Below are 12,166 nucleotides of genomic sequence, written 5' to 3' on the forward strand. Positions count from 1 at the left end.
TTGCATACCGTCGGTATGAGTACATACCGTGAGTACGTACTTCCGGTATGTCCCGACCGGGACGACCGATCACCCCGAAGGAGAGACACCATGACCTGGACGTCCTTCCACCGCCGCGGAGAGGTCCTCCGCGACGTCATCGCCAGCGCCAACCGCCGTCGCGACGGTCACCTCCCCCTGGAGGTGGCCGGTGTCGCGGAGACGTTCGGCGACGAGCTGTCCCTGCTCGGCGCCCTCCAGCTGCGCTGGCACACCCGCCTGGCCGGCCGCATCGAGCGCGAGCTCCTCGCCGAGCCCCTGGAGCTCGAGGACGCCGTCGTCGCCGCGTGGCACGCGACCGCCGACGAGCTGCCCGGCGTCCGTGCGGTCCTCGACCGCGAGCGGACCGCCCCCCGCAGCCCCGCCACCTCCGCGGCGATGGCCAAGGCCACCGCCAAGGAGCACGCCCTGCTCGCCATGATGGCCGGGCGCGTCAGCACCCCCGACGACGCCGCCGCCCACGTGGGCGCCGACATCGAGGACCGCGCCCGGGCGACGTACCGTCCCGCGCAGGTCGCCGTCGCGCCGCCCGCCAGCCTGCTCGGTCGCCTCAAGGCGGTCGTCGCGGCCTGACCCCGATCCATCCCCCTCCGGCAACCCCGGGCCCGACCCTCCCTCCCCCTGGCGGTCCCGGGGTTGTCGTACGCCCGGGGGCCGGGTCTGGGCGATGATGGGTGCATGAGCCAGCCGGTCGCCGGGATGCTGCTGGTGGCGACCCCTGCCCTGGTCGACCCCAACTTCGCCGACTCGGTGGTGCTGCTCCTCGACGTCGACGACCACGGCGCGCTCGGGGTCGTCCTCAACCGACCGTCGGGCGTGCCCGTCGACGCGGTGCTCGACGGCTGGGCCGACGTCGTCGCGGAGCCGGACGTCCTCTTCCAGGGCGGGCCGGTCGGTGCCGACGGTGCCCTGGCGGTGGCCCTGCTGCGCGATCCCGACGACGTGCCCGTGGGCTTCCGGGCCGTGGACGGGAGACTCGGGCTCGTCGACCTGGACGCGCCGGTCGAGCTGCTCGCGGGCAGCCTCGCCGGGCTGCGCATCTTCGCGGGGTACGCCGGCTGGGGTGCCGAGCAGCTCGACGGGGAGATCGAGGAGGGCAGCTGGTACGTCGTGCCCGGCGAGTCCGGCGACCCGTTCCGGCTCGACACGGCCGACCTGTGGCGCGAGGTGCTGCGCCGCCAGCCGGGAGAGATGGCCTGGCACTCGACCCGCCCGGCCGACCCCGAGCTCAACTGAGCGCGGCTCAGTCCCGCTGGGCGATGAAGACGTGCTCGAGTCCCGGGCGGTCGGGGGCGTCGCGCACGTCGACCACCCCGAACCCGTGGGCGACCAGGGTGTCCTCGACCTCGGTGCGGTCGCGGAACCGGAGCGTCGAATCCGACACGAGGACCGCCCCGTCCACGGCGAACGTGTAGGTCCAGCGGAACGACACGTACGGCGCTGCCACGTCCACCAGCTCGAAGCGCTGCTCGACGGCGCCGATGCCCTCGATCTCTCGGACGGCCGGCGGCCTGCCCGCCCACGCCTCCCAGGCGCGGGCCTCCGGTCGTCGTGTCTCGAAGACCAGCCGACCGCCGGGCCGCAGCGCCGACCGGAGGTCCTCGAGCGCCGAGCCCCAGGCGGTGTCGGTGAGGAAGACCTGCGCGACGTTCCCCGTCATCAGCGCCAGGTCGCCCCGGCATGCCGGGATCGCCGAGCTGTCCCCACACACCCAGGTCACCGTGGCGGCGCCGGGCTTGCTCCGTGCGACCTCCAGCGACGCAGCGGCCGGGTCGACGCCGATCACCCGCCGGCCGTGGGTCGCGAGCCGGATCGCCAGCTCGCCGGTGCCGCACCCGAGGTCGACCACGACCCGGGCGTCGAGCCGGTCGGCCAGGGTGACGTACGCCGTCAGGTCCGCACGCTCGCCGTCGAACGCGTCGTAGACCGCCGCGAGCCGGGGGTCGGCGAAGATCGGGTCGGACACCGCGCTGACGCTAGTCCGAGGTGGCGTCGCGGCGTTCCTGAATTACAGTGGAGTCCGTGACCACCATCGGATTCTCGACAGACACGGATGTCCGGGAGGACCGCCGTACCGTCCCCACCGATGAGGGCGACCACGAGCGGTTCTCGCACTACGTGGAGAAGGACAAGCTCACCGAGGCCATGGTGATGGGGACCCCCGTCGTGGCCCTGTGCGGCAAGGTGTGGGTGCCCAGCCGGGCACCGGAGAAGTTCCCGGTGTGCCCCGAGTGCAAGGACGCCTGGGAGTCCCTCAACGACGACGCGGGCTCCGGCGAGTGACGGGTCGGCCCGACCCCGACCCCCTGCCCGACGCGCCTCTCGGATCCAAGCTAAGCCCGGCCTGGCCGGAGCGCGCCGCCTGGGGGACGGCGCCGTCGCTGCGTGCGTGGCAGACGGCGGCGATGCGGCAGTACTTCGACGAGCACCCGCGCGACTTCCTCGCGGTCGCGACCCCGGGCGCCGGCAAGACGACCTTCGCGCTGTCGGTCGCGGCCGAGCTCCTGGGTCGCCGCCTGGTCGACCGGATCACCGTCGTCGCGCCGACCGAGCACCTGAAGCTCCAGTGGGCCGAGGCCGCGGCCCGCGCGGGCATCCCGATCGACCCGGCGTACTCCGCCGGCAAGGGCAAGACGTCGCAGGACTTCGTCGGCATCGCCGTGACGTACGCCGGGGTCGCGGTCAACCCGCTCGCGATGCGGATCCGCACCGAGCGGTTCAAGACCCTGGTGATCCTCGACGAGGTGCACCACGCGGGCGACGCGCTGTCGTGGGGCGAGGGCGTCCGTGAGGCCTTCGAGCCCGCCGCCCGGCGACTGGCGCTCACCGGCACGCCGTTCCGCTCCGACATCAACCCGATCCCGTTCGTCACCTACGCCCCCGGCGGCGACGGGGTGCCGCGCTCGGTCGCCGACTACACCTACGGCTACGCGCACGCGCTCGCCGACCACGTCGTGCGCCCGGTGCTCTTCATGGCCTACTCCGGCGAGATGACCTGGCGCACCCGCGCGGGCGACGAAATCGCCGCCCGGCTCGGCGAGCCGCTCACCAAGGACCTGACCAACCAGGCGCTGCGGACCGCGCTGGACCCGTCCGGCTCCTGGATCCCGTCGGTGCTGACCGCTGCGGACAGGCGGCTCTCCGAGGTCCGTCGGCACGTCCCGGACGCCGGCGGGCTCGTGATCGCGACCGACCAGGACTCCGCACGGTCCTACGCCAAGACCCTCAAGCAGATCACCGGCGAGTCCGCGGTCGTCGTGCTCTCCGACGAGAAGGCGGCGTCGAAGAAGATCACCGAGTTCACCGACAGCGACAAGCGCTGGATGGTGGCCGTCCGGATGGTGTCCGAGGGCGTCGACGTGCCGCGGCTCGCGGTCGGCGTCTACGCGACCACGACCTCCACGCCGCTCTTCTTCGCCCAGGCCGTCGGGCGCTTCGTGCGAGCGCGCAACCGGGGTGAGACCGCGTCGGTCTTCCTGCCGTCGGTGCCGTCCCTGCTCGGCTTCGCCTCCGAGATGGAGGTCGAGCGCGACCACGTGCTGGGCCGCAAGATCACCGACGAGGGCGACATCTTCGCCGCCGAGGACGAGCTGATGGCGCAGGCGAACGCCGGCGAGGGCGCGTCCGACGAGCTCGAGGCGTCCTTCGAGGCGCTGGGCTCCGAGGCCCGCTTCGACCGCGTCCTGTTCGACGGCGGCGAGTTCGGGCACGCCGGCGAGGTGCACGTGGGCTCGGAGGAGGAGATGGACTTCCTGGGCATCCCCGGGCTCCTCGAGCCCGGCCAGATGCGCGAGCTGCTCCAGCAGCGCCAGAGCGACCGGGCCAAGAAGCAGAAGGCGGCGCCGAGGCCCGAGTCCGACACGGTCGCCCAGGTCTCCACCCACGAGCAGCTCGCGATCATGCGGCGCGAGCTCAACGGCCTGGTCGCCGCCTGGCACCACCGCACCGGCCAGGCCCACGGCATCACCCACGCCGCGCTCCGCAAGGAGTGCGGCGGACCGGCTGCCGCCGTGGCGACCGCGGACCAGCTGCAGTCCCGGATCGAGCGGATCCGGGACTGGGCGACGCGCAAGTCGTCCTGACCTCCCTACACTCGGGCGCGTGCCGGGCGAGATCTCCCAGACCCTGGACCGCGGGTTGCGCGTCCTCGACGTGCTCGCGGCGAGCCCGGACGGCCTGACGATGACCGAGCTGGCCGCCCGGATGGAGGTCAACCGGACCATCGTGCACCGGCTCGTCGCGACGCTCGAGGCCCGCGCGCTGGTACGCCGGGACGCCGACGGCCGGCTCCGGGTGGGACTCGGCGTGCTGCGGCTCGGTGCGGCGGTCCAGCCGGTGCTGCGCGACCTCGCCGTACCCGTGCTGCGCGAGCTGGCCGAGGCGGTCGGCTGCACGGCCCACCTCACGGTCGTCGACGGCGAGGAGGCGCTCGCGCTCGCGGTCGTCGAGCCGTCGTGGACCGACTTCCACGTCGGCTACCGGGTCGGGTCTCGGCACCCGCTCGGCCAGGGTGCCGCCGGCAAGGCGATCCTGCTGGGCCGGGCGGGCGACCCCACGCCGTACGTGCTGACGGTGGGGGAGCTCCAGTCCGGTGCCCGCGGCCTGGCCGCCCCGGTGCTCGGCGTACCCGGGCTCGAGGCGAGCGTCGGCATCGTGACCGTCGACCCCGGGCTGGACGCCGAGGCCGTCGGGCCTCAGGTCGAGCGGGCGGCGGCCGAGCTCACCCGGCGGCTGAGCTGATCTCGTCCTCCAGCTCCGACCCGGTGCACTGCGCGAGCTCCTCGTCGGTCAGCTCGGGGGCGGTCAGGCGCAGGATCGCGCGCGCCGTCGTGCCCAGCGCCTCGAGCTGAGCGGGGGAGAGCTGGTCGACGACGAGGCGCCGGGCCTCGCGTACGTGGCCGGGCGCGGACTCCTCGAGCTTGCGGCGGCCGGTCTCCGTGAGGTGCGCCGCGGTGCGCAGGCCGGCGCCGGCGCAGGAGCGGCGCTCGACCCAGCCGGCGCCCTCCAGACGGGAGACGGCGTGGGAGAGCCGGGAGCGGGAGCCACGCGACATCACGGCCAGCTCGCTCATCGGTAGGGCACCGGTCGGCTCCTCCGAGAGAGCGGCGAGCACGTGGTACTCGAACATGTTCAGCCCGGTGTCGCGCTTGAGCTGGGCGTCGAGCGCCGCCGGGAGCGTCATCAGCATCGCCACCAGGGACCGCCACTGCCGCTGCTGCTCGGCGTCGAGCCACGGCTCGTCGGCGGGCGGCTGGGTGGGATCGGTCACGAGGCAAGGGTAGCGACTTGAACATTCAACTCAACCGTCGTACCGTCGTGTTGAACATTCAACACGCCACTCATCCGACACCGTGGGAGAACCTCGTGACCCTGCTCCGCATCGACTCGTCCATCCAGGGCCCGGCCTCGGCCAGCTCCGCGCTCGCCGACCTCGTGCTCGACGCCTTCATCGCCGCCCGCCCCGACGAGCAGGTCGTCTCGCGGCACCTCGCGGTCGACCCGCTGCCGTCCGACGCCTGGGCGAATGCGATCCACGCCTCGTTCGCGCCCGAGGACCAGCGGACGCCGGCCCAGGCCGAGGCGCTCGCCCTCGCCCAGTCGCTCGCCGCCGAGCTGGAGGAGGCGGACGCCGCCGTCCTCGCGCTGCCGCTCTACAACTTCGGGGTCTCGCAGCACGTGAAGACCTGGTTCGACCTGGTGCTCGCCGGCGCAGCCATGGAGGCCCGCCCGCTCGAGGGCAAGCCGGTCGTCCTGCTCACCACCCGCGGTGGTGCGTACGGCGAGGGCACGCCGCGCCACGGCTGGGACCACAGCACCGACTACCTGCGCCGGATCCTCGTCGACAAGTGGGGTGCCGACCTCACGGTCGTCGAGCGCGAGTTCACGCTGGTCGGCGTCAACCCCGCCCTCGACGAGTTCACCGAGATCGCCGGCATGATGAAGAAGGAGGCCGAGGAGGCCGCCGTCGTCGCCGGTCGCGACCTCGCTGCCCGCTGAGCCGAAGGGGTAGTCCCTGACGTTTTCGCCCCTCGCCGCACGGATCGGGGGCGAGAACGTCAGGGACTACCCCGACGTCACCACCTGCGCCAGCGGCCGGACCCGGTACGGGACCTGGGTGGCGAGCGCGATCACGGTGGAGGAGCGCACGATTGCGGGTGTCTCCAGCACGCGGTCGATGACGCGCTGGAGGTCGGTGTTGGACCGGGCAACGACCCGGGCCCACAGGTCGCCGGCGCCGGTGATCGTGTGGACCTCCAACACCTCGGGGATGCCGGCGAGGTGGGCGCCGACGACGTCGTGCCCACCTCGGCTGGTGTCCTGCCGGATCTCGAGCGTCAGGAACGCCGTCACCGGGTAGCCGAGCGCCTCGGGGGAGAGGTCCGGTCCCCAGCCGGTGATGACGCCGGTGGCCACCAGCTTGTCGAGCCGGGCCTGGACGGTCCCGCGCGCGACGCCGAGCCGTCGGGACGCCTCGAGGACGCCGACGCGCGGGTCGTCGGCGAACAGGTCGATCAATCTGCCGTCGAGCTCGTCCATTGCGGCCTCCGTCATCAGACAGGTTGTCCAGCGTTTCGCGACACGATTGCACACTCTGCGCGACACCGGCAGGGTTCGCCCCATGACGACGACCCACCACGCGCTGACCGCCGACGAGCTCAAGGCCGACCTCACCCTCGAGCAGCTCCAGCAGCTGGTCGGGCTGGTCGAGTACGACGAGGAGGGCGACGTCTTCCCGGTGACCGGGTGGGACGCGATCGTCTTCGTCGTCGGCAACGCGACCCAGGCGGCGCACTACTACCAGTCGGCGTGGGGCATGGAGCTGGTCGCCTACTCGGGCCCGGAGAACGGCAACCGCGACCACAAGTCCTTCGTGCTCCGCTCGGGCTCGATCAAGTTCGTCCTCAACGGCGCCGTCGACCCGGACAGCCCGCTGGCCGACCACCACCGCCGGCACGGCGACGGCGTCGTCGACATCGCCCTCGAGGTGCCCGACGTCGACCGCTGCATCGCCCAGGCCCGCAAGGCCGGCGCCCGCGTGGTCCGCGAGCCGGAGGACGTCACCGACGAGCACGGCACGATCCGGATCGCCGCGATCGCGACGTACGGCGAGACGATCCACACCCTCGTCGACCGGAGCCGGTACGACGGCCCGTACCTGCCGGGCTACGTCACCAAGACCTCGACCTTCGTGAAGCCGGAGGGTCAGCCGAAGCGGCTCTTCCAGGCCCTCGACCACATCGTCGGCAACGTCGAGCTCGGCCACATGGACGAGTGGGTCGACTTCTACAACCGCGTGATGGGCTTCGTGAACATGGCGGAGTTCATCGGCGACGACATCGCCACCGACTACTCGGCGCTGATGAGCAAGGTCGTCGCCAACGGCAACCACCGGGTGAAGTTCCCGCTCAACGAGCCCGCGATCGCGAAGAAGAAGTCGCAGATCGACGAGTACCTCGAGTTCTACCGTGGCGCCGGCGCGCAGCACCTCGCGGTCGCGACCAACGACATCCTCGCCTCCGTTGACGCGCTGCGCGCCAACGGCGTGGAGTTCCTCGCGACGCCGGACTCCTACTACGAGGACCCCGAGCTGCGCGCCCGGATCGGCAACGTCCGGGTGCCGATCGAGGAGCTGCAGAAGCGCGCGATCCTGGTCGACCGCGACGAGGACGGCTACCTGCTCCAGATCTTCACGAAGCCGCTCGGCGACCGGCCGACCGTGTTCTTCGAGCTGATCGAGCGGCACGGCTCGCTCGGCTTCGGCAAGGGCAACTTCAAGGCGCTCTTCGAGGCGATCGAGCGCGAGCAGGACGCCCGCGGCAACTTGTGAGCGTCAGCTCGCGACGAAGCGGGCGTCGACTGTCGCCGAGACGGCGATGTCCTCGGGGGTGAAGGCCAGGCCGCTGCCGCCGGTGTCGGCCTTGGCTGCCCGGGCGAACATCGCCGTCCCCTGACCCGAGGCCTGGGTCTGGTCGCCGAGCATGCCCGGGTCGGCGATCGCGACGCAGTGCAGGGCGCCGAGGCCGAGCGCCTCGGCGTACGCCTGCGCCTTGCGGCGTGCCTCCTCGACCGCCCGCGCGCGCACGGCAGCGACCGTGTCCTGCTTGGTCTGCTCGGTGAGGGCCCACTCGAGGCCGTCGACGCGTACGCCGGCGTGCACCGCCGCGCGCTCCACCCAGACCGCTAGGTCGTCGAAGTCGCGGAACTTGGCGCGCGTCGTGGTCTGGGCGTGGTGGACGAGCGGGAGCTGCTCGCCCTTGTTGTTGAACGGCCGGTGCGACCAGACCTGGATCCGGTCGGTCGCGTGCCAGGTGACCGGTCCCTGCGCCGGGTCGTGCCGAGCCGCGATCCCGGCCACCAGTGCAGCCGTCCCCTGCGTGGTGGCGGCGACGACCGGCGCCCGCTCCGGCCCCTCGAAGCCGACCGTCACGGTGACGGTCGCGCGCTCGGCGGGGTGGAACGAGTCGTAGCTGCCCTGCACGGTGATCACGGTCTCGGCCATGGACCCGATTCTGCCGGGTCAGGCCAGGTCGCCGACCAGCTCCGCCTCGGCCTCGGCCGGCGAGTGCGCCGCCGGGGCGTGCGCACCAGCGACGACCGTGCGGCCGGCCGTGAGGATCGCGACGCCGACCAGCACGGCACCGGCGCCGAACCAGAACGGCGCGTGCGGGCCGACGTTCTCGCCGAGCTTGAGCGCGACGTACGGGCCGACCGCGCCACCGCAGAAGCGGAGGAACGAGTACGCCGCGGACGCGACCGGGCGCTCGACCGGGGCGGCGCCCATCACGATCTCGGTGATCAGGGTGTTGTTGATGCCGATGAAGGCGCCCGAGAGCACGATGCCGGCGATCACGAACGGCGTGTGCTCGGTGAAGACCGCGATCATCGCGAGGTCGAGCATGAACAGCACGAGCATGGAGATGACGCTCGGCACCGTGCCGATCAGGCGCTGCACCAGCGGCGCGACGAAGACCGACGTGAAGGCGAGCAGCAGGCCCCAGCCGAAGAAGATCCAGCCGATGTCGATGATGCTGGCGTCCGGCAGTGCGAACGGCCCGGCGGCCAGGATCGTGAAGAAGCCGATGTTGTAGAAGATCGCGGTCAGGCCGGTGAGCAGGAGCGCGGGGTAGCGCAGCGCGCGGAACGGGTCGAGGAGCGAGGTACGACGTCCGGTCGGCGGCGTGCTCGGCAGGAAGACCGACGTGGCGACGAGCGCGATGACCATCAGGCAGGAGACGCCGAAGAACGGCGCGCGCCAGGACTGCTCGCCCAGCAGCCCGCCCACGAGCGGGCCGGAGGCGATGCCGATGCCGAGCGCGGCCTCGAAGAGGATGATCGCGCGCGCGGTCGAGCCGGACGCGGCGGTGACGATGGTCGAGAGCGCGGTCGCCACGAAGAGGGCGTTGCCGAGACCCCAGCCTGCCCGGAAGCCGACGATCTGCCCGACCGTGCTGGACGAGCCGGCGAGTGCGGCGAAGACGATGATCAGGACCAGGCCGCTGATCAGCGTGCGCTTGGCGCCGATCCGGCTCGAGATGACGCCGGTGACCAGCATCGCGACGCCCATGATCGCCATGTAGCTGGTGAACATCAGCGAGACCTGGCTGGGGGTCGCCTGCAGCTGCGCGGCGATGTCCTTGAGGATCGGGTCGACGAGCCCGATGCCCATGAACGCGATGACGCAGGCGAAGGCGACGGCCCAGACGGCGCGCGGCTGCTTGAAGAAGGAGCCCTGGTCGGGCTCGGTGGACGTGGCGAGGTGGTTCACGGAGTGCCTTCCTGGAGGATCGCCCGGAGCACGGCGACCGCCGTGGCGAGGTCCTCGGTGGTGAGGTCGGGGTGCGCGGCGACGATGGCCGCGATCCGGTCGCCGTGCAGGCGGCGGATGCGGGCGAGCTCGTCGCGACCCGAGTCGGACAGCGTGACGACCGTGCCGCGGGCGTCGGCGGGGTTCGGCGCCTTGCTGACCCAGCCGCTCTCGACGAGCTGGGCGACCGCGGCCGACATGGTCGGCTGGGAGCAGCGGTCCAGGTCGGCGAGCTGGGTGATGCCCAGCGGGCCGTGCTCGTCGAGCAGCGAGATGATCCGGGTCCCCGCGGGCAGCTCGAGCTCCCGTCGTACGGCGCGCACGAGGCGTGCGGCGTGGACGACCAGGTCGCTGGCGAGCTCGGTGTCGGTCACGCCCTCCACATTACATAGGAAGGCTATGTAAATCTAGGTGCGCTGGCTCACGCTAGAAGGGCGGGCGCCCGGTGCCGCTCACCCGCAGCCGTCCCCACGGGTCCGCGTCGCTCAGCCGCCCCTCGGCGCTGCCGTGCTCGGTCGTCACCGTCACGGTCGACCCGGTGCCCACCGCGTCGAGGTCGGGCGAGGCGGCGAGACGGCCGTACCAGTGGAAGCGACCGTCGATCGGGTCGAAGCGGCCGCGCAGGTCGGCGTCGACCGGGATGCGAGCCTCGCCGGAGACGACGGTCGCCGGACCGCCGTACTCCTCCTGGGGTTCGTGGTGGGTCATGGTGATTCCTCCTCGAGGGGTACGCCGAGCTCGGTGGCCGTCCCGGAGAACGCGTGCCAGATGAAGGACGTCAGGTAGGCGCCGACCGCGGCGCGGCTCATGGTCTGGCGCTCGAGCCACCACTCGCCGGTGGACAGGCCCATGCCGACCAGGGCCTGCGCCCACGGCTCGGCGCCGCCGGTGTCGACGCCGAGCTCGCGCATCGTGTCGCCGAGCACCCGGGCGAACGCGGCGGCGATCGCCGCCTTGCCGTCCGCGAGCGGGTCGATCGCGACCGCCCGGTGGCGGACCAGGAGCAGGAAGACCGGGGGGTGCTCCTCGATCGTCGCGAGGTAGGTGTCGACCCCGGCGGCGACCCGCTCGCGGACGGACGCCTCGGTGAGGATCGCCGGCAGCAGCCGCCGCATCACCTCGTCGGCGCCCCAGCGCCCGACCGCGGCGTACAGGTCGTCGAGGCCGTCGAAGTAGCGGTAGAGCACCGGCTTGCTGACGCCCGCCTCGCGGGCGATGTCGGAGATGCCGGCGGTGGGACCGACGGTGTCGATCGCCGCGACCGCCGCGAGCACGAGCTCGGCGCGGCGCTCCTCGCGGTGCTCGTCCCAGCGGGCGGAGCGGCCGTCCTTGCCCTTGACCTGGCGTGCCATGTCGGGGAGTCTAGCGGTAACCGTTACTTCTGGTAACACCTAAACCACTGCGACCTCGGGAGTGCTCATGACGCTCACTCAGCCCTCGGCCGACCCGGTCTCCGACCGGCTGCTGAAGTCCTCCGCCCGGCACAGCTACGACCCCGAGGTCGACATCGACTGGGACGCTCCCTTGGTCGACGGCCTGTGGTTCATGCAGCCGGAGCGCGTGTCGCTCTACGGCACCGACCTGTGGGACCGGATGTCGCAGGAGCAGCGCATCGAGCTGTCCAAGCACGAGGTCGCGAGCATCTCCAGCGTCGGTGTGTGGTTCGAGCTGATCCTCATGCAGATGATGGTCCGCGACCTCTACAACGCCGACCCGCGCACGCAGCGCATGCACTACGCGCTCACCGAGGTCGCCGACGAGTGCCGCCACTCGCTGATGTTCGGCAAGGCGATCGACAAGGTCGGCGCGCCGGCGTACGGGCCCCCAGCCCACGTCCACCGCCTCGGTCGCCTGATGAAGTCGATCGGGTACGGCGTCTCGGCGTACGCCTCGATCCTGGTCGCCGAGGAGGTGCTCGACCGCTGGCAGCGCGAGCTGATGAAGGACGAGCGGGTGCAGCCGATGGTGCGGATGGTCTGCCGCATCCACGTGCTCGAGGAGGCGCGGCACATGACCTTCGCTCGCGACGAGATCGAGACGATGGTGCCGCGCCTGACGAAGGTGACACGCACCTGGCACCAGGCCTCCCTCGCCCAGACGGCCTTCTTGGTGGCGCGCTCGCTGGTCAACCCGGCGGCGTACGCCGCGGTCGGGCTCGACCCGCGGGAGGCCCGGCGGACGGCGCTCCGCAACCCGCACTACCAGCAGACGGTGGCCTGGATGGGCGAGAAGGTGACGCCGTACCTCGACGACCTCGGCCTCATCCCGCGCCACCAGCGGCCGCTCTGGCGACGGTCCCTGCTGCTGACCTGACCTTTGGCA

Annotated in this window: 16 protein-coding genes; 8 read left to right on the forward strand and 8 right to left on the reverse strand. The window is 72.1% G+C overall.

The genetic code is table 11. The annotated features are described in order from the left end of the window. Window positions 1-90: 90 nt before the first annotated feature. Both ASC77_RS13620 and ASC77_RS13625 read left to right on the forward strand, forming a co-directional pair. On the forward strand, window positions 91-612 hold the full coding sequence (locus ASC77_RS13620) for a hypothetical protein (protein WP_056153533.1): 522 nt from the start codon (window positions 91-93) through the stop codon (window positions 610-612). A gap of 105 nt (window positions 613-717) precedes the next feature. Next, the gene (locus tag ASC77_RS13625) at window positions 718-1,275 is read left to right on the forward strand and encodes a YqgE/AlgH family protein (protein ID WP_056153536.1); all 558 of its coding nucleotides are present in this window, start codon (window positions 718-720) and stop codon (window positions 1,273-1,275) included. A gap of 7 nt (window positions 1,276-1,282) precedes the next feature. Here the strand turns inward: ASC77_RS13625 and ASC77_RS13630 are convergent, their stop codons facing one another. After that, window positions 1,283-2,005, reverse strand: coding sequence for a class I SAM-dependent methyltransferase (locus ASC77_RS13630; RefSeq protein ID WP_056153539.1), 723 nt, complete (start codon window positions 2,003-2,005; stop codon window positions 1,283-1,285). A 65-nt stretch (window positions 2,006-2,070) separates the two neighbouring features. On the opposite strand from ASC77_RS13630, the gene ASC77_RS13635 reads away from it, so the two are divergent. Genes ASC77_RS13635 through ASC77_RS13645 form a run of 3 tightly spaced genes read left to right on the forward strand, consistent with a single transcriptional unit; the run spans window position 2,071 to window position 4,779 of the window. Next, the gene (locus tag ASC77_RS13635; protein ID WP_056154156.1) at window positions 2,071-2,322 is read left to right on the forward strand and encodes a DUF3039 domain-containing protein; all 252 of its coding nucleotides are present in this window, start codon (window positions 2,071-2,073) and stop codon (window positions 2,320-2,322) included. After that, window positions 2,319-4,121 carry a DEAD/DEAH box helicase gene (locus ASC77_RS13640; protein WP_056153541.1) on the forward strand — a complete coding sequence of 601 codons (1,803 nt, stop codon included), beginning with the start codon at window positions 2,319-2,321 and terminating at the stop codon, window positions 4,119-4,121. The genes ASC77_RS13635 and ASC77_RS13640 overlap by 4 nt, the downstream gene beginning before the upstream one ends. Window positions 4,122-4,140: 19 nt before the next feature. Beyond that, entirely contained in the window at window positions 4,141-4,779 is a 639-nt protein-coding gene (locus ASC77_RS13645; protein ID WP_056153546.1) for an IclR family transcriptional regulator, read from the forward strand. Here ASC77_RS13645 and ASC77_RS13650 read toward each other — a convergent pair. After that, window positions 4,760-5,308, reverse strand: coding sequence for a MarR family winged helix-turn-helix transcriptional regulator (locus ASC77_RS13650; protein WP_056153549.1), 549 nt, complete (start codon window positions 5,306-5,308; stop codon window positions 4,760-4,762). The two genes, ASC77_RS13645 and ASC77_RS13650, sit on opposite strands and share 20 nt — an antisense overlap. Before the next feature lie 95 nt (window positions 5,309-5,403). On the opposite strand from ASC77_RS13650, the gene ASC77_RS13655 reads away from it, so the two are divergent. After that, a complete protein-coding gene (locus ASC77_RS13655) occupies window positions 5,404-6,036 on the forward strand; it encodes an NAD(P)H-dependent oxidoreductase (protein ID WP_056153550.1) in 633 nt (210 codons plus the stop codon). Between the two features lie 66 nt (window positions 6,037-6,102). Here the strand turns inward: ASC77_RS13655 and ASC77_RS13660 are convergent, their stop codons facing one another. Further along, window positions 6,103-6,591 (reverse strand): Lrp/AsnC family transcriptional regulator, encoded by a 489-nt coding sequence (locus ASC77_RS13660; RefSeq protein WP_056153555.1) that lies wholly within the window; start codon window positions 6,589-6,591, stop codon window positions 6,103-6,105. A gap of 67 nt (window positions 6,592-6,658) precedes the next feature. On the opposite strand from ASC77_RS13660, the gene hppD reads away from it, so the two are divergent. Then, window positions 6,659-7,867 (forward strand): 4-hydroxyphenylpyruvate dioxygenase, encoded by a 1,209-nt coding sequence (hppD, locus tag ASC77_RS13665; protein ID WP_056153557.1) that lies wholly within the window; start codon window positions 6,659-6,661, stop codon window positions 7,865-7,867. Window positions 7,868-7,870: 3 nt separating this feature from the next. On the opposite strand, the gene ASC77_RS13670 is transcribed toward hppD, so the two are convergent. The 5 genes from ASC77_RS13670 to ASC77_RS13690 are packed head-to-tail and all read right to left on the reverse strand — an operon-like array spanning window position 7,871 to window position 11,196. After that, a complete protein-coding gene (locus tag ASC77_RS13670; protein WP_056153561.1) occupies window positions 7,871-8,539 on the reverse strand; it encodes an SIMPL domain-containing protein in 669 nt (222 codons plus the stop codon). 18 nt (window positions 8,540-8,557) lie between these two features. Beyond that, complete coding sequence (locus ASC77_RS13675) at window positions 8,558-9,805, reverse strand: MFS transporter (protein ID WP_056153564.1); 1,248 nt, start codon at window positions 9,803-9,805, stop codon at window positions 8,558-8,560. Next, window positions 9,802-10,218: a MarR family winged helix-turn-helix transcriptional regulator gene (locus tag ASC77_RS13680; RefSeq protein ID WP_235547636.1), complete on the reverse strand. Its 417-nt coding sequence runs from the start codon at window positions 10,216-10,218 to the stop codon at window positions 9,802-9,804. Before ASC77_RS13680 ends, ASC77_RS13675 begins: the two co-directional genes overlap by 4 nt. 52 nt (window positions 10,219-10,270) lie before the next feature. Then, window positions 10,271-10,552: a DUF4873 domain-containing protein gene (locus ASC77_RS13685; RefSeq protein ID WP_056153569.1), complete on the reverse strand. Its 282-nt coding sequence runs from the start codon at window positions 10,550-10,552 to the stop codon at window positions 10,271-10,273. After that, window positions 10,549-11,196: a TetR/AcrR family transcriptional regulator gene (locus ASC77_RS13690; RefSeq protein ID WP_056153572.1), complete on the reverse strand. Its 648-nt coding sequence runs from the start codon at window positions 11,194-11,196 to the stop codon at window positions 10,549-10,551. Before ASC77_RS13690 ends, ASC77_RS13685 begins: the two co-directional genes overlap by 4 nt. Window positions 11,197-11,263: 67 nt before the next feature. Here ASC77_RS13690 and ASC77_RS13695 point away from each other — a divergent pair, with 67 nt between their 5' ends. After that, the gene (locus ASC77_RS13695) at window positions 11,264-12,157 is read left to right on the forward strand and encodes an AurF N-oxygenase family protein (protein ID WP_056153577.1); all 894 of its coding nucleotides are present in this window, start codon (window positions 11,264-11,266) and stop codon (window positions 12,155-12,157) included. Window positions 12,158-12,166 lie beyond the last annotated feature (9 nt).

This window comes from Nocardioides sp. Root1257, assembly GCF_001425175.1.
GTDB lineage: Bacteria > Actinomycetota > Actinomycetes > Propionibacteriales > Nocardioidaceae > Nocardioides.